Raw genomic sequence first — 15,577 nt, forward strand, 5'->3', positions numbered from 1 at the left:
AGCCGCCCGCACCCCCGGAGGGGACGCGGGCGGCTCCGGCCAGAGGCCGCCTACTGCTTCGGGAAGCGCAGGGTGGCCCCGCTCTCGGCACTGGTCCGGCCGTGGTCGAGGAGTTCGGTGAACGCCGCGTCCGCCATCACCGCCGAGCGCAGCATCAGGGCGCTGGCCGGGGCGCGGAACGCCCCGTTCGGGTCGTCCAGGCCCTTGGGATCGGTGTCCACGAGCAGAGGCTCGGTGAACGACCCCCACAGCTCGGGCTCACCGTCGCGCTCCGCGCCCAGGAGCAGGGTCTCCACCCGCGCCTCCGACAGCATGGGCAGGAGGGGCGTGGTTCCGCGCACCGCCTGGTCGTGGGCGAGCTTGCGCTGGTAGTCGTCCAGGAACGCGTCGTGCCTCTCCACGACGAACTCGCGCAGGGCGTCCTCCGCGGCCTTGTGCAGCCGCTCCTCGGCGTCGGTTCCGCCGCGCCCTCCCGGGACGATCCGGATCGGGGTCGTGAGCTGGCGCGGGCCCAGGTTGTCGCGCAGGTAGGCGATGGCCTCCTCGTCACCGCCGACGATGATCAGCTCGGCGCCGACCTTCCGTACGGCCGAGCGCACGTGCTCGGCGACCTTCGCGGTGTTCTCCCGCCACAGCTCCTGGGCGGCCTGCGAGTCGGCGCCGGGGCCGCCGGGGTTGTTGCGCCGGCCGCGGCCGCCTCGTCCGCCCAGGCCGTCGATGTTGCGGAGGGACTCACCGGTGGAGTCGGCCTCCAGGACCGGCTCCGCGGTGGGATGGGAGGCGTAGGCCGTGACCTTGGCGTTGACCCGGTCCAGGGCCACCAGCACGTAGGGCAGGCGTCGGCCCCGGTCGACGGCCAGGGGGAGCACGTCCGGGATGGGAAGGTACGAGGCCCGGTCCTGGACGGGGGCCTCGCTCAGGGTGTGCGCTCCGAGGAGGTTCCCCTCGGAGGCGAAGAGGGCCTGGCCGTGGTCGCCGTAGGAACGGGACGACCCCTCCCCGACGGCCTGCTCCAGGACGTCCAGGGTGGTCTCGTCCGTGCCCAGCGCTGCGAGTTCCTCACGCAGGTGCCGCCAGCGCAGTTCGATCTTTTTGTCGGCGTCGGTGGTGTCGCGGCTGGTGTCCATGTGAACCGAAGCCACAGGAGCGCCGCTCTCGTACAGAGGTCGCAGAAAACCCATGTCCATGTATCCGCGGGGCGTGGTTCCCCCCGCCCCGCCCACCTCCTTCTCGGGAGTCGGTCTGCGGGCCATCCTCGGGCCAATGGTGCTAACCGTACGTACGAGACGTCGAGGACGACACGCTCCTTGTCGAAGAATTCCCTCGAATTGCCCCGGAACGGAACGGTGGTCCCCCGACCGGAGAGGCACGGGAAGTGTCGGGCGCGGAAGGGGTTCCCGTCCCTAACGTCGGTGGAGTCGGAACGCGAGAGGGAGGAGAGGCCGTGCTGGACCGGTTGAACAGGGCCCTGGAGCGGGTCGAGGAGGACCCCGGCACGCCGCTGGACGTGGCGGGGATGGCGCGGGACGCGCTGACCTCGGAGCACCACCTGCGCCGGCTGTTCTCGGCGCTGGCGGGGATGTCGCTGTCGGAGTACGCGCGGCGGCGCAGGCTGACGCTGGCCGGCGCCGAGGTGATCCACGGCGACGCCCCCCTGCTCGACATCGCCGTCCGCCACGGCTACGGGTCGGCGGAGGCGTTCGCACGGGCGTTCCGGGCCCTGCACGGCGTGGGCCCGGGCGAGGCCCGCAGGACCGGTGCGGTCCTCGCCTCCCAACCGCGGATGACGTTCCGTTTGACCGTCGAAGGGAGCACCACCATGCGTTACCGGATCGTGGAGAAGGAGGCGTTCCGCCTCGTGGGGCACAGGGCCCGGGTCCCCCTCGTGCACGAGGGGCCCAACCCGGCCGTCGTCGCGTTCACGAAGGGGTTGGGCCGGGCCGCGCTGGAGGAGGTGGGGCGGCTGTCCGACCAGGAGCCGCACGGCGTCCTGTCGGTGAGCGCCCACGTCGACCCCTCCCGTGAGGAGGGCAGTGAGCTGGACTACTACCAGGCGGCGGCCACGTCCGCCCCCGCGCCTGAGGGCATGGAGGTCCTGGAGGTGCCCGCCGGGACCTGGGTGGTCTTCCCGTTCTCGGGTCCCTCGGGCAGTTTCCCGGAGTCGTTGCAGCGGATGTGGGCGGACGCGTTCGCCCACTGGTTCCCGTCCCACCCGTCCTACCGGACCGCTGAGGGGCCGGAGCTCCTGCGGGTGGAGTACGGGGAGGACCCCACGGCCGCCGAGGGGGAGCTGTGGCTTCCCGTCGAACGGGCGCGCTGACGCCCGTCCGGGGCCCGGTGACGATCTAGGCCCCTCGGTCCGCGCGGTCCCCTTCGGCCTCGGCCAGGGCCGCGCGGATCCGCGCGGTGGTCAGGTACCTGGCGGAGAACAGCACCAGCACGGCGCTGATGCCTCCCGCGACCAGGAACGGCGCGGACAGGGCGGCCGCGCGGCCCAGCGCCGGTTCGAGCCCGGAGGCGATCACCCCGGCGAGCGCCATCCCCACGGGCGCGGTCCCCCAACCGATCGTGCGGTAGGCGGACAGGACACGGGAGAGGAGCCGGTCGGGGATGATGCGCTGGCGCAGGGACACCGTGAGCACGTTCCACCACACGGTGCTGAAGCCGACCAGCATCCACAGGACCGCGAACACGGCGATCCCGGGCACCACCGCGACGGCGGTGTAGGCGGCGGCCTGCACGGCGAGGACCACGGTGAGGGTGGCTCCGGGAGGGAAGCGCGGGATGAGCCACGGCACGACCTGGGCGCCGACGACCATCCCGGCGGCGACGGCGGTGAGCAGCAGGCCGTAGCCCCTGGATCCCAGTCCCAGCACGTCCTGGGCGAACAGCACCAGGATGACGCCGTTCATCGACGCGGCCAGGTTCGACAGGGCCAGGATGACGGCGAGGGCGCGCAGCAGGCGGTGCCCCCACAGCCACCGCACCCCCTCCACGAGCATGTCCCGGACGGACGCGCGGGGGACGTCCCCGGCGGGCGGGCCGGGGCGGAAGTCGCCGCGCAGGGAGAGCAGGAACAGGACGGCGCACGCCATGAGTGCGGACTGGGCGCCGAACGCCAGGGGCATGGAGAGCGCGATCAGTAGTCCGGCGGCCGGAGCGCCCACGAACCTGCCGGCGATCTCCTCCACGCTCCACAGGGTGCCGTTGGCGCGTTCGAGCCGTTCCCTGGGGACGACGGCGGGCAGCAGCGTCTGCGCGGTGTTGTCGAAGAACACCTCGCACACGCCCACCAGCAGTGCGGCCGCCACCACGACGGGGATTCCGGCCACGTCCAGCGCCACCAGGGCGGTCAGGGCGGCGAGCACGAGCGCCTTGCCGCTCCCGGAGAGGACCATGAGGCGGCGGCGGTCCACCCTGTCCCCCGCCACCCCGGCCAGGAGGGCGAACAGCAGCCAGGGCAGGCGGGTGGCCACGCCGACGGCGGACACGGCCAGGGGGTCGTCGGTCAGGGTGGACGCGTACCAGGGCAGGGCGACCAGGGCGATGCCGTCGCCCAGGTTTCCCAGGGCGCTCGCGGACAGCAGGCGCCAGTAGCCGGGACCCAGGGGTTCGCGCGCGGAACGCGGGTGCGCGGTGTGCTCTTCGGTCGCCAAGGGGGAGCCTCACGTTCGGGGAACGCGGTCAGCCTGTCACGGTGAGGACCTGTGGCGGCCGGGATCTGCTCCCCGCAGAAGCCGTCGGTCGGCCCGGGGAGCGCTCGGGCCCGCCGGGGCGTGATCCGCGCCGCCACCGGATCGGGAGCACGTGCGGGACCCGCCCTACACTGCCGCCCCCTCGGCGGAGGCGGCCTTGATGACGCCGTCGAGCAGCTCGCGGGAGCGTTGCAGGTCCCCGATCATCCGGTCGATGCGGTCGCGCTCCACCATCAGGTCCGCCACCAGGGAGCTGTCGGGTTCCGCCGGGCCGCCGTCGGCGTCGCGCATGCACGGCAGCAGCGTGGCGATCTTGGCACTGCACAACCCCGCCGCGTACAGCTCCTGGATGCGCACCACCCGGTCCCGCGCCGTCTCGCCGTACTCGCGTTGACCGCCCGGTGTGCGCTCCGACGACAACAGGCCCTGCTGTTCGTAGTAGCGCAGGGACCTCGTGCTCACCCCGCTGCGCCGGGCCAGCTCACCGATCCGCATGGGCTACCTCACACTCTCAGCACTTGAAGTTGACATTGGCGTCAACTCCTACGGTATCCCCATGAACACCGCATCTGGAACCTCGCCGCTGCTCGCACCCGCCCACCTGGCCGGCGTCGACCTGCCCAACCGCCTCGTGATCGCCCCGATGACCCGCAACCGGGCCGAGCCGTCGGGGGCCGCCAGCGCGCTGATGGCCGAGTACTACGCCCAGCGCGCCTCGGCCGGCCTCATCATCGCCGAGGCCTCCACCCCCAACCCCGTCGGCCAGACCTACCCGAACATCGCCGCACTGCACCGCCCCGAGCACGTCGAGGGCTGGCGCGCGGTCACCCGCCGCGTGGAGGAGGCGGGCGGTCGCATGTTCCTCCAGATCCAGCACGGAGGCCGCGTCGGCCACCCCGACACCAGCGGGCTGACACCGGTGGCGCCCTCCCCCGTGGCCCTGCCCGACCCCATCCACACCCCTAGCGGGCGCCAACCGGCCGTGACCCCCCGGGAGATGGACCAGGACGAGATCGACCGCACCGTCGCGGACTTCGCCGCCACCGCCCGCCGCGCCGTGGAGGCCGGTTTCCTCGGGGTGGAGGTCCACGCCGCCAACGGCTATCTCCTCCACCAGTTCCTGGCGCCCGGCACCAATCGGCGCGGCGACGCCTACGGGGGCGCCCCCGAGAACCGGATGCGCTTCGTCCTGGAGGTCGTCGAGGCCGTTGTCGCCGAGATCGGCCCGGACCGCGTCGGCGTGCGCGTCTCCCCCGGCCACACCGCCAACGGCATCGCCGAGACCGCCGAGGACATCGCCGCCCTGTACCCCGCGCTGACCGAGCGCCTGGACGCCCTGGGCCCGGCCTACCTGCACGTCGCCTTCGCCGACCCCGACGACCAGGTCTGGAAGGTGATCCGCGACCGCTGGTCGCGCACCCTCATCGGCAACCCCGTCCTGCCCACCGACCGCATCCCCGCCGACGGCGGTCGGGCCGCGGGCGAGCGGATGCTGGACGCCGGAGCCGACCTGGTCTCACTGGGACGGCCCTTCCTGGCCAACCCCGACCTGCCGGAACGGATCCGCACGGGGGCGCCGGTCAACGCCGTCCGCGACAAGTACCTGATGTACGTGGGAGGCGCCACCGGCTACACCGACTACCCGTCCCTGGCCGGTTGATCCCCGTCCGCGGGGCGGGCACCCCCGAGGGGGCGGTGCGGCACGGCGGCGGGACACCGCCCCCGGTGGAGGACGCGACCGGCGGACGGGGGACCGCTCCCGACGCGGTGCCGGGCGTCACCGCGTCCCCCGGGAGAGGCGGCTCCCCGCGGCCCGTCCTCCCGGGGTCAGACGCGGGTGCGGCAGCGGTCCAGGAAGCGGCGCAGCACCTCGTTGAAGCGGTCGGGGCGCTCCAGGTTGGGCAGGTGCCCGGCGCCCTCGATGATCTCCACCACGGAGTCGGGGATCATCACGTGCATGGACTCGGTGAAGTCCGGCGGCGTGAACCCGTCCTGTCGGCCCCCCACGAGCAGGGTCGGCGCGGAGACGCGCCGGAGCAGGGGGACGTAGTCGGGGCGCTGCGCGCGTCCGCGCTGGGCGGCGGCGGCCCCCTCGGGCGGGGCGGCGTACATCATGGCGCGCACGTGGTCGGCCACGGCGGGCAGGTCGCGCACGTTGTCGGCGGTCATCATGCCGACCAGCATCTCCTCGGTGTAGCCCCTCATCCCCTCCTCGCGCAGCCGCTCCGCCATCGCGAGGCGCGAGACGCGGCCCTCGTCCGTCTCGGCGCGCGGGTTGGTGGCGGCCAGGGTCAGTGAGTCCACGCGGTCCGGGAAGAGCCGGTACAGCTCCAGGGCGACCTGCCCGCCCATGGACAGCCCCACCACGCCCACCACGTCCAGGCCCAGGTGGTCCAGGAGGGCGGCCAGGTCGCGGGCGAACACGCTCAGGGAGGTCGTCCCGGGGACGACGCTGCTGCGGCCGTACCCGCGCAGGTCCGGGACGATCACCCTGTATCCGCGCCCTGCGAACGCTCTGACCTGCGGATCCCACATCGTCCGGTCGAAGGGGTGGCCGTGGATGAACAGGATCGGGTATCCGGCTCCGCGGTCGGTGTAACTCACGTCGATCCCGCGCACGGAGGCGGTGTCCGGGGCGTCACTGTTCGCGGTGTTCGTCGTCTCGTGTGCCACAAGAACCGATGCTATTCATCGGCGCAAGACGCCGTTTCACCGGGAGGGGCCGGAGGAGGTGTGTCCGGCCGGCTGAGGGCGCCGCCGCTGCGGGTGTGCGCGCCGATCCGGCACGGACGCGGCGCCCCCGGCTGCGGGAGCCGGGACGGCGCCCGCCCCGTCGCGGCGGATCGGGCGGTGGGGGGTGAACGGGCCGCAGGTGGTCCCTCGGCACCTGCGGCCCGCCGTGCGCCGCGCCCGCCGTCCTCGGGCACGGTGCCCCGTGGCGGGCGGAGCCGCCTGCCACGGGTGCCGGGGCGCGGAGCGCCCGGCTACAGGAGGAGACGCCCCGGGGCGCCGTCGGGTTCGGCCTTGCCCTCCACCCGGTTCACCGGGTTCCTCCCTGGTCGGGGAGGTGCCCCGCGGGCTCCGGGACGGAGGGCTCGGCGGGGTGCCGGTCCGTGTTCTCCGGACCGGCGGTCGGCACGCTCCTGCCCCGGTGCCGTCCCAGGACGAGGGCGACGGCCAGGTAGGGGGTGGCGAAGAGGGCGAAGGCGAGGGCGTGGCCCGTCAGGGCGAAGACCGCCGCGTACAGCAGGTAGGAGGCGCCGGTGAACGCGTCGGTGCCCAGCCCGGCGAGCGAGGTGACCGTGGCACGGCTGGGACCGGTGATGCGGTCCTGGAGCCGGGCGTCGGCGACCACGCCCGTGGTCTGGCAGACACCGAATCCCGCTCCGATCAGCACCCAGCCGAGGAGGCCGCCGAGCAGGGCGCCGGCCCCGATGGCGAACGCCGCCAGTGCCAGCAGGACGGCGAGGACGCGTACCGGGAGGCGCGACGCGGGCCCTGCGAGCAGGCCGCCGAGGGTGATGAACACCCACACCACCAGCACCACGAAGGGGATGGTGGCGGTGGGAACCCCGGCCTCTCCCGCCAGCAGCGGGACGAACTCCTCCAGCATGTCCCAGAACGCGGTGACCACGACGACGAGCACGATCGCGCCGCGCACGCTCCGGCTCGCCCGCGCCTCGGACAGCCCCTCGCGCAGGGTGGCGAGGTAGCCGGCGGGCCCGTCGCCGGGGTCGCCGTCCGCGGTGGCCCCCCGGTGCTCGGGCAGGGCCAGCGCGGCCGCGGCGCACAGCAGGCACGCGGCCACGCTCGCCGCACCGATCGCGGCGTAGCCGCCGTGGGCCATGACGGGGATCGCCAGCAGGGTGGCGGCGCCGACGGCGGCGACCCCCAGCGCGCGGGTCACACCCATGACCCGGGCGTAGCGGTCGACCGCGTCCCGGTGGCCGAGTTCGGTGTAGACCAGGGCCTCGAAGGCCCCGGAGGAGAGCGCGCCGCCGAGCCCCCACAGGACGAAGCCGAGCGCGAACGCCCAGTACCCGGGCAGGAGGAGCCACAGCGAGAACGCCGCGGCGGCGAAGAGCGGTGCGGCGGCCAGCAGGTAGCGGCGGGGCACCACGTCGGCCCAGGCCCCGGCGGGCACGGACGCGACGACGGAGGTCAGGGACCAGATCACGAACAGCGAGCTGATCTGGGCGACGGTCAGCCCGGTCTCGTCGAAGAGGATCGCGTACAGCGGATAGAGGAGGATGAACTCCTCGAAGACCGCGTAGGCGTACAGGGGCCGGGTCAGGCGTGACAGGCTCGCGCCGGGGGCGCGCGTTGGCGGAGTGGCCATGGAAGGTCTTTCGGTCGAGCGGAACAGGGCACCGGGGACGTGGTCGCCCGGTGGTCCGCGTGTTCGGCCCGAAGACCTGGCTGAAACTCAATATCGCTTGCGCATGGACCCAGGATAGGCCTCGGTACCGGTGCGGGCCAGTGCTTTGACGGTCCTGCCGGTTGCCCGGCCCTTCGCTCCGTGCCGCTCTGCGCTCAGGCCCGGTGGAAGGGTGCCGGGGCATGGCGGGCGGGCGCCAGTGGCGGCCGATCAGGGCGGGGGGGACGTGTCCGGAGGGGAGCGGTTCGGGCAGGGACCGGCGGGGCGTGCCTCGGCCGCGGAGCCGGTCAGGCGGAGTGCACCTCGTGGGCCCAGGCCCGCAGCCCTGCGGCGAACCCCTCCCGCTCGGCGGGCGAGAGCCGCTCGAACGCCCTCCGCAGGGGTTGGGCCCGCCGGTTCGCGAAGTCGCGCATGAGCGCCCGGTGCTCCCCGGACAGCGACACCAGGACGCGCCGCCGGTTGGCGGGGTCCTGCCGTCTCGCCAGGAGGCCCACTCTGGACAGGTCGCCGACCAGTTCGCTGGTGGTGGGCAGACCCACCTCCAGGCGGGCGGCGAGCTCGCCCACGCTGAGCTCCTGGCCGCGGGTGAGCTGGGCGAGGACCGAGCCGTGCCGGGCGGTGAGGCGGTTCTCCTGGAAGAGCTGCCGCAGCTCGTCGGGCATCTCGGAGTGGGCGCGGCGGTAATACGTCTCCAGCAGGGGCACGAATCTCAGGGCCGCCTCGAACAGCTCGCGGTCCGGCGTTCCGACATCATCCCCGACCGCGTCCTGGCTCATGGACCGATGCTACCGACCCGGCGGGGCGGGCCGGCCCCAGGTGGGCGGGCCGTCGTGGGAAGGGGCGACGGCCGGGGAGGCGGACGCGGGTCAGTACGCGACGCCGACGGCACGGCGCACGGTCGCCGGGTCGTCCAGGACTCGCAGGAGGGCGTGTGCCAGGTCTGCGCGGCCGATCCTGTATCCGGAGGGCACGTTCCCGCCGACCACGAGCCGGTACGTGCCGGTGGCGGGCTCGTCGGTCAGCCGGGGCGGCCTGACCACGGTCCACGGGGTGTCGCCGGCGGACATCGCCGCCTCCATCCGCGCCAGGTCCTGGTAGGAGTCCCGGAAGATCCGGCCGATCAAGGGCGAGAGCACCGCCCGGTAGAACAGCGGGCTCCCCGGTGCGTGGGGCCCGACCGGGGCCGCGCTCACCGCGACCAGGCGCGTGTCCGGACGGCCCCCGAGCGCGGTCAGGACCGCGCCGATCCAGGTCGTGGCCGGTGATCCTGCCCCGGCCGAGGCGGCGAGGCCCGAGATCACGGCGCCGGTCCCGTCCAGGAGGTCGCGCAGCGCGGCGGGGTCGGGGGCCGCCATCCGGACGACGTGCAGGCGTTCGTGGGTGATCGGCAGTCGGGCGGGGTCGCGCACGAGGGCTGTGACCGGGTGTCCGGCGTCCAGGGCCTGGTGGACGACCTGGCGCCCGGTGCCTCCGGTGGCGCCGAGGACGGTGATGCGGGCGGAGCTCTCGTCGTTCATGGCCGGTTTCCTCTTCCAGGGCGCCAAACAGTTCGTATACACAAACTATACGGCAGGTGGTGCCGGGAACCCCGGTGGCGCCGGGGTTCCCGGGCCCGAGCTGGTCAGGCGCGCCCGCCCGGACCGGACCGACCGAGGTGGATCAGGTACTCCTCCCTGTTCAACGGGTTGCCGTCGGTACGGGCCCGGCGCGGAGGTGTCCCGACCACGGGCCGTACCCGGGTGCGGCGGCTCACCAGGAATCCCTCGCCCCGCGTCAGGCCGGGCAGCGCCGACCGGAACCCGTGGACCGCACGGGCGGGCAGCTCCCCCTCCAGCACCCACACACCGCCCCGGGGACGGGACTCGTGCACGTGGCCGCCCGCGCCGCCCAGCGCCGCCAGGACCGCGCTCAACGCGTCGGCGGGCACCTCCAACTCGAAGGCGTGCACGGGCTCCATCACCCGGGTGCCCGCACGGTGCAGCGCCCGCATGAGCACCAGCGGAGTCAGGCAGCGAAAGTCCCGCGCCGTGCTGGTCGGGGCCACGAAACCGCTGCGGACCAGGGTCACCACGCAGTCGGTGACCTGCCACCCGTACAGGCCCTGGGCCAGGGTGTCGTGGACGGTCTCCACCACGGCGCGGTCGAACGACGGCAGCAGGGCGCCCAGCTCCACCTCGCGGCGGAAGGCCACACCGCTCCCCTCCTCCCCCGGCTCCACCCGCAGTCCCACCGTGGCCACGAACCCGTCCGCGGGCTGCGAGCCGACCGTCTCGACCGCCTCGCCGACACCGCTCGGGCGCTCGACGTGCACGATGGTGCTGCGGTCGAACACCGCGCCCACGCCGAAGTCGTCGGCCAGGGTGGCGGCCACGACCTCCTTCTGCACCTCCCCGTACAGCAGGACCGAGACCCCCTCCCCCGGTACGGTCCGCACGCTGATCAGCGGGTCCTGTTCGGCGAGGGCCACCAATGCGGCGTGCAGGCGGGGCCCGTCGCCACTGTCCTCCGGCCGGGCGAGCGCCTCCAGGGAGGGCCGCGCGAAGCGGGGACCGGGGCCTCCCGGCGCGGGCGGGCCCAGCCGGTCGCCCACGCGCAGGCCGGGCAGCCCCCGGACGCGGCCGATGTGGCCCGCCGTCAGCGCGCGTCCCCGGTCGGACTCGGAGCCCACCACCTCCAGGCGGGTGACGCGGCCCCGGTGCGTGGTGTCCCGGTCGTCGGAGCCGTCGGAGCCGTCTCGGTGGAGGACGACGTGGTCGCGGTTGGCGAGGCGGCCGGACCGCAGCCGCAGGTACCCGGTCTTCTCGCCGGAAGCCGAGCGCTCGATCGCGAACACCGTGCCCTGCGGCTCCCGGCCGGTGTCCCCCGGGTCGGGGGCGTTGACGGGGAACAGGGCGGTGAGGACGCGGACCAGCTCGGGGGCGCCCTCTCCGGTGATGGCCGAACCGAACAGGACCGGGTGCACGAGCCCTTCCGACACCCGAGCCGCCAGCAGGGAGTCGAGCCGGGCCGGGGGCGGGGCCGGGAGGCCGTCGACCAGGCGGGCCAGCAGGACGTCGTCATGCGCGGCCAGGACCTCGGCGATCCCCGCGGCGACCGCCGGGTCGTCCCGGTCCAGGGGCAGGGTGCGCGCGTCGCGCGTGCCCGCGCCGGAGACGCGGTTGAGCGCGACCGCGTCCGGGGAGAGCAGCCGTCGCACGTCCGCGAACACCCCGTCGGGGCGCGCGCCCCGACGGTCGGTCTTGTTGACGAAGAGCGCCACGGGCAGACCCGCGCCCCGCAGGGTGCGCATCAGGACCCGGGTGTGGGCCTGGACGCCTTCGACCGCGGACAGGACGAGGACCGCGCCGTCGAGCACGGACAGGGCGCGTTCGACCTCGGCCACGAAGTCGGTGTGGCCCGGGGTGTCGATGAGGTTGACCTGGACGGGGCCCGCACGAAAGGACGCGACCGCCGTGCGCACGGTGATGCCGCGCTCGCGTTCGATGCGCCCGGAGTCGGTGCGGGTGTCCCCGGCGTCGACGCTGCCGAGCCGGTCGACGGCGCCGGCGTCGAAGAGCAGGCGCTCGGTGAGACTGGTCTTACCGGCGTCGACGTGCGCGACGATACCGATGTTCAGTGTGGCTGGAAGGGATGACAAGAGCGGAAGTGTCCTCGGGAATTCGTTTCCGGATGATGGGCTCGAAAACTCCGTAGGACCGGCGCATCCCGTTTTTCCTCTCTGCGGCTGTCGGTTGACGGTCCGATCCTGGCCCCGTCGCTGATTTCGCGCAACCTGTTTTCCGTTCTGTCCCTTTCCGGTGCGGCGCGGCCCCGGTGTGCGGTCGGCGGGACCGGTCGGCGCATGAGCACCGGACCCCTGGGGTGGGTGGGGGTGCCGCCTCCAACGCGCGCCGGGGAGGCGGTCCTGGGTCGAAGTGCGGGGGGGCGAAGGCCGAGAACCCGGGGTGGGGACCACCGGGCGGAGAAGTGTCACGAAATTGCACTTTGGGGTATTTGGAGTTTTCAGTTGCCCTCGTGGAAATTACTCTCCGATGGGCGCCTGTTTTTACAGTTCGATTGCGCGAACCATACGCAAGCTAGGCAAGGGGAACCGTGGCATCGGTGTTCTCCCAGGGCACGTAGACCTCGGAGCTGTGCGTCACCTCCCGGTCACCCATGTGGACTCAATGTTCACCGTGCGGTGGTTGGGAGGTTCCGTTTCCCGTGGCCGGATAGAGCACGGTCCCCGCCCGCCCCCGACCGGGGTCGGGCGCTCCACGAACCTCAGGAGACCGCGAATGCCGGTAATCCCCTGCACCACCACCCCCGCTCCCACCCCCGCCCTCGTCACCACGGTGACCCCGCCGACCGCTCAGCCGGGGCCGCGGGCGCTCGCAGCGGGCTCCCCCTCCCCCGCCGGAGAGACCGCCCGTACCACCCGCCGCCAGCTCCTGGTGGGTGGCGCGGCCACCCTGGGAGCCGTCGCCCTCTCCTCGTCCTGGGCGCCTGCGGCCCTCGCCGACACCGCCTCCCGGTCGGGGCGGGTCGTGGCCCCCTTCACCCTCGGCGTCGCCTCCGGGGAACCCCGCCACAACGGCGTCGTCCTGTGGACCCGGCTGGCCCCCGACCCCCTGGCCGAGAACGGCCTCGGCGGCATGCCCGACCGGCGCACGGAGGTCGAGTGGCAGGTCTCCAGGGACGAGAACTTCGGACGGATCACCAGCTCCGGCATCATCGAGACCGGTCCCCGAGGCGCCCACGCCGTGCACGTGGAGGTCCAGGGGCTGCGGCCCGGAACGCCCTACTACTACCGGTTCCGGCACGGCACCGAGATCAGCCCCGTCGGCCGGACGAAGACCACCCCCGCCCCCGGCGCACGGGCGGACCGGTTCGCGTTCGCGTTCGCCAGCTGCCAGAGCTACACCCACGGGCACTACACGGCGCAGGCCCACCTGGCGCAGGAGGACCTGGACCTGGTCGTCTTCCTCGGCGACTACATCTACGAGACCGGGGAGGCCGGCAGCGCCGGCCGCCCACATCTGCCCGCCCGCGAGGTCCAGACCCTGGCCGACTACCGTGTCCGGCACGCCCAGTACAAGACCGACGGGGGTCTCCAGGCGGCGCACGCGGCCTTCCCGTGGGCGGTGGTCTTCGACGACCACGAGCTGGAGAACAACTGGGCCGACGGGACACCGTACGGCGGCGAGCCCTCGGAGGGGTTCCTCCAGCGCCGGGCCGATGCGCTCAAGGCCTACTACGAGCACATGCCGCTGCGCCGTTCCCAGCTCCCCGCCGGTCCTGACATGCACCTGTACCGGCGGTTGACCTTCGGCGACCTCGTGGACGTGCACCTGCTCGACACCCGCCAGTACCGGGACGTGCAGGTCACCGACTCCGAGCGCGGAGACCCCTCGCGCACGCTCCTGGGGGCAGACCAGAAGCGGTGGCTGCTCGACGGGCTGTCGTCCTCCCGGGCCCGCTGGAACGTGCTGGCACAGCAGGTGTTCTTCTCCCAGCGTGACTTCGCGGACGGCGCGGCCACCCTCTTCAGCGACGACGCCTGGGACAACTACCAGGTCGAGCGGGACTCCGTCCGGGACGCGCTCGCCCGGGTGCGCAACCCGGTGGTGCTCACCGGCGACGTGCACGCCGGTTACGTCTGCGACGTGAAGGCGGACTTCGACGACCCGGGGTCGGCGACGGTCGCCACGGAGTTGGTGGGCACCTCGTTCACCAGCGGTGGCGACGGGGCCGAGCAGAACCCGGGCGACGCGGTGCAGCTGAGCGAGAATCCGCACATCAGGTTCATCAACCGCAGGCGCGGCTACGTCCGCAACGTCGTGACCCCGACCGAGTGGACGGCCGACTACCGGACGGTGGACTACGTGTCCACGCCGGGCGCTCCCCTCAAGGACCGGGCGCGGTTCGTCATCGGCGACGGTGTCCCGGGCGTGCGTCCCCAGGCCTGAGCGCCCGCCCCCCGGAGCCGTGCTCCCGCGGATGTCTGCGCGGGGGCACGGGCTCCGCCTGTCCCCGGCTCTACGCGCCCGGGACAGGCGGGGCGGGGAGGGTTCGTCGGGGGCGGCTCTCCGCGCACGCGGTCAGGACAGGAGCCGTCCCCGGACCCGGTCGATGTCGTCCGCCCTGACCCCCGCGTCCAGGAGGCGGGCCCGCACGTCCAGCCCCCGGAGGACGCCGAGCACCACTTCGCGCAGGAGGAATGCGCCCCGGTCCTCCCCCTGCGGAATCCCGCGGCCCCGGCCGCGTCCCGATGTCGTCGGCCGCCGATAGCGTTCCCGCCATGAGTTACGCCCTGATGACCTATGTGGTCGACCTCGACACCCTGAACAGCTCCGTCGGTTCGAAGGACGACAAGCTGCGCCGGATGATCGGCGGCCGGTTCAAGCAGCACCTGGCCCACTTCGACTCCCAGTTCGACCACACCGAGGGGCCCTCCATCCGCGACGCGATCCGCGCGGTCATCGAGGGAGGCCCCTTCGACGACCAGCACGGAAGCGTGTACGGCTACGCCTACAAGTGGATCTGCGAGTTCCACGGCCGCGCACTGTTCAATAACCACTTCTCCCCGATGAGGTCCGGGTGGCTGGAGACGGTCGACGAGGGCCTGGCGGAACTGGGCGTGACCGCGGTCAGCGTCGCGGAGTTCAACTACGGCCGGGCGCCGTCGCCGATTCCGGCGCCCGACTTCCTGCCGTGCTACGGGGAGTGGAGCCTCGCCGAGTGCCGGAAGGCCCTCGATCAGTGGGAGGCGGTCACCGACGAGCGCAAGGCCGCCCTCGACCCCTACGTCCTCGAGGCTGCGGAGTCGTGCATGGAGTGGTGCAGGACCGCTGTGGCGGCCGGACGGGGCGTCGCCGGGTTCTTCCACTGATCACCGGGCGGCGTTGCCGGGGACGGGCCCCGTTCAGGGCCGAGCGGGTCGAGGCACCCGTCATCGCCATCGCCCGAGCGTGACCGGCCCCCGGTCGGGGTGGGCCCGTTGCCGACCCACCCCGCCGGAGGGATCCTCGTCGGCTACGAGGTCCGCCCGCCCGCGCAGCAGCCAGAGGCTCCGGTCGGGACAGCGGTCCCGGTGACGGCCTCGGGGGCGGGGACGTCCTCGGCCCTGCCCCTGGTGTCGCTGTCGCCCTTGACCACGTAGACCTCCCAGGGCTCGCGACCGGGGCCGTGGACCCACACCTTGTCCTGCACGGCGTAGCAGCAGGAGGTGTCGTTCTCGGCGAAGGTGGCCAGGCCCGCCTCCTTCAGGCGGCCTGCGGCGGCGTCGACCTGCTCGGTGGTCTCGACTTCGACGCCCAGGTGGTCCAGGCGGGTCTCCTGTCCGGGCTCGCCCTCGATGAGGACGAGCTTGAGCGGGGGCTCGGTGATGGCGAAGTTGGCGTAGCCGGGGCGGCGCTTGGCGGGTTCGACGCCGAACAGCGTGGAGTAGAAAGCCACCGATCCTTCGAGGTCGGCGACGTTGAGGGCGAGCTGGGCGCGGGACATGAGGACCTCCACAGGCCTT

Annotated in this window: 13 protein-coding genes; 4 read left to right on the forward strand and 9 right to left on the reverse strand. The window is 73.4% G+C overall.

The window, feature by feature from the left end:
- Positions 1-50: 50 nt before the first annotated feature.
- Positions 51-1,187: a baeRF2 domain-containing protein gene (locus tag Q8791_RS06810; RefSeq protein WP_330090731.1), complete on the reverse strand. Its 1,137-nt coding sequence runs from the start codon at positions 1,185-1,187 to the stop codon at positions 51-53.
- Between the two features lie 257 nt (positions 1,188-1,444).
- On the opposite strand from Q8791_RS06810, the gene Q8791_RS06815 reads away from it, so the two are divergent.
- On the forward strand, positions 1,445-2,320 hold the full coding sequence (locus tag Q8791_RS06815) for an AraC family transcriptional regulator (RefSeq protein ID WP_330090732.1): 876 nt from the start codon (positions 1,445-1,447) through the stop codon (positions 2,318-2,320).
- Between the two features lie 25 nt (positions 2,321-2,345).
- Here Q8791_RS06815 and Q8791_RS06820 read toward each other — a convergent pair whose 3' ends face one another.
- Positions 2,346-3,656 carry an MFS transporter gene (locus Q8791_RS06820; RefSeq protein ID WP_330090733.1) on the reverse strand — a complete coding sequence of 437 codons (1,311 nt, stop codon included), beginning with the start codon at positions 3,654-3,656 and terminating at the stop codon, positions 2,346-2,348.
- Between the two features lie 165 nt (positions 3,657-3,821).
- Complete coding sequence (locus tag Q8791_RS06825; protein WP_330090734.1) at positions 3,822-4,190, reverse strand: MerR family transcriptional regulator; 369 nt, start codon at positions 4,188-4,190, stop codon at positions 3,822-3,824.
- A 61-nt stretch (positions 4,191-4,251) separates the two neighbouring features.
- On the opposite strand from Q8791_RS06825, the gene Q8791_RS06830 reads away from it, so the two are divergent.
- Positions 4,252-5,355 carry an alkene reductase gene (locus Q8791_RS06830; RefSeq protein WP_330090735.1) on the forward strand — a complete coding sequence of 368 codons (1,104 nt, stop codon included), beginning with the start codon at positions 4,252-4,254 and terminating at the stop codon, positions 5,353-5,355.
- A gap of 167 nt (positions 5,356-5,522) precedes the next feature.
- On the opposite strand, the gene Q8791_RS06835 is transcribed toward Q8791_RS06830, so the two are convergent.
- The 5 genes from Q8791_RS06835 to Q8791_RS06855 all read right to left on the reverse strand — a co-directional run bounded on the left by Q8791_RS06835 (position 5,523) and on the right by Q8791_RS06855 (position 11,710).
- On the reverse strand, positions 5,523-6,368 hold the full coding sequence (locus Q8791_RS06835; RefSeq protein WP_330090736.1) for an alpha/beta fold hydrolase: 846 nt from the start codon (positions 6,366-6,368) through the stop codon (positions 5,523-5,525).
- A gap of 367 nt (positions 6,369-6,735) precedes the next feature.
- The gene (locus Q8791_RS06840; RefSeq protein ID WP_330090737.1) at positions 6,736-8,034 is read right to left on the reverse strand and encodes an MFS transporter; all 1,299 of its coding nucleotides are present in this window, start codon (positions 8,032-8,034) and stop codon (positions 6,736-6,738) included.
- A 326-nt stretch (positions 8,035-8,360) separates the two neighbouring features.
- Positions 8,361-8,849, reverse strand: a complete 489-nt coding sequence (locus Q8791_RS06845; protein WP_330090738.1) for a MarR family winged helix-turn-helix transcriptional regulator — start codon at positions 8,847-8,849, stop codon at positions 8,361-8,363.
- A gap of 90 nt (positions 8,850-8,939) precedes the next feature.
- Entirely contained in the window at positions 8,940-9,590 is a 651-nt protein-coding gene (locus Q8791_RS06850) for an NAD(P)-dependent oxidoreductase (RefSeq protein ID WP_330090739.1), read from the reverse strand.
- Between the two features lie 104 nt (positions 9,591-9,694).
- Positions 9,695-11,710, reverse strand: coding sequence for a GTP-binding protein (locus Q8791_RS06855; RefSeq protein WP_330090740.1), 2,016 nt, complete (start codon positions 11,708-11,710; stop codon positions 9,695-9,697).
- Between the two features lie 640 nt (positions 11,711-12,350).
- Here Q8791_RS06855 and Q8791_RS06860 point away from each other — a divergent pair.
- Complete coding sequence (locus Q8791_RS06860; RefSeq protein WP_330090741.1) at positions 12,351-14,021, forward strand: alkaline phosphatase D family protein; 1,671 nt, start codon at positions 12,351-12,353, stop codon at positions 14,019-14,021.
- A 332-nt stretch (positions 14,022-14,353) separates the two neighbouring features.
- Positions 14,354-14,944, forward strand: a complete 591-nt coding sequence (locus tag Q8791_RS06865) for a DUF7691 family protein (RefSeq protein ID WP_330090742.1) — start codon at positions 14,354-14,356, stop codon at positions 14,942-14,944.
- A gap of 143 nt (positions 14,945-15,087) precedes the next feature.
- Here the strand turns inward: Q8791_RS06865 and Q8791_RS06870 are convergent, their stop codons facing one another.
- Positions 15,088-15,558, reverse strand: coding sequence for an ArsI/CadI family heavy metal resistance metalloenzyme (locus Q8791_RS06870; RefSeq protein WP_330090743.1), 471 nt, complete (start codon positions 15,556-15,558; stop codon positions 15,088-15,090).
- Positions 15,559-15,577: the final 19 nt, after the last annotated feature.

This window comes from Nocardiopsis codii, from assembly GCF_036327455.1.
Classification (GTDB): domain Bacteria; phylum Actinomycetota; class Actinomycetes; order Streptosporangiales; family Streptosporangiaceae; genus Nocardiopsis; species Nocardiopsis codii.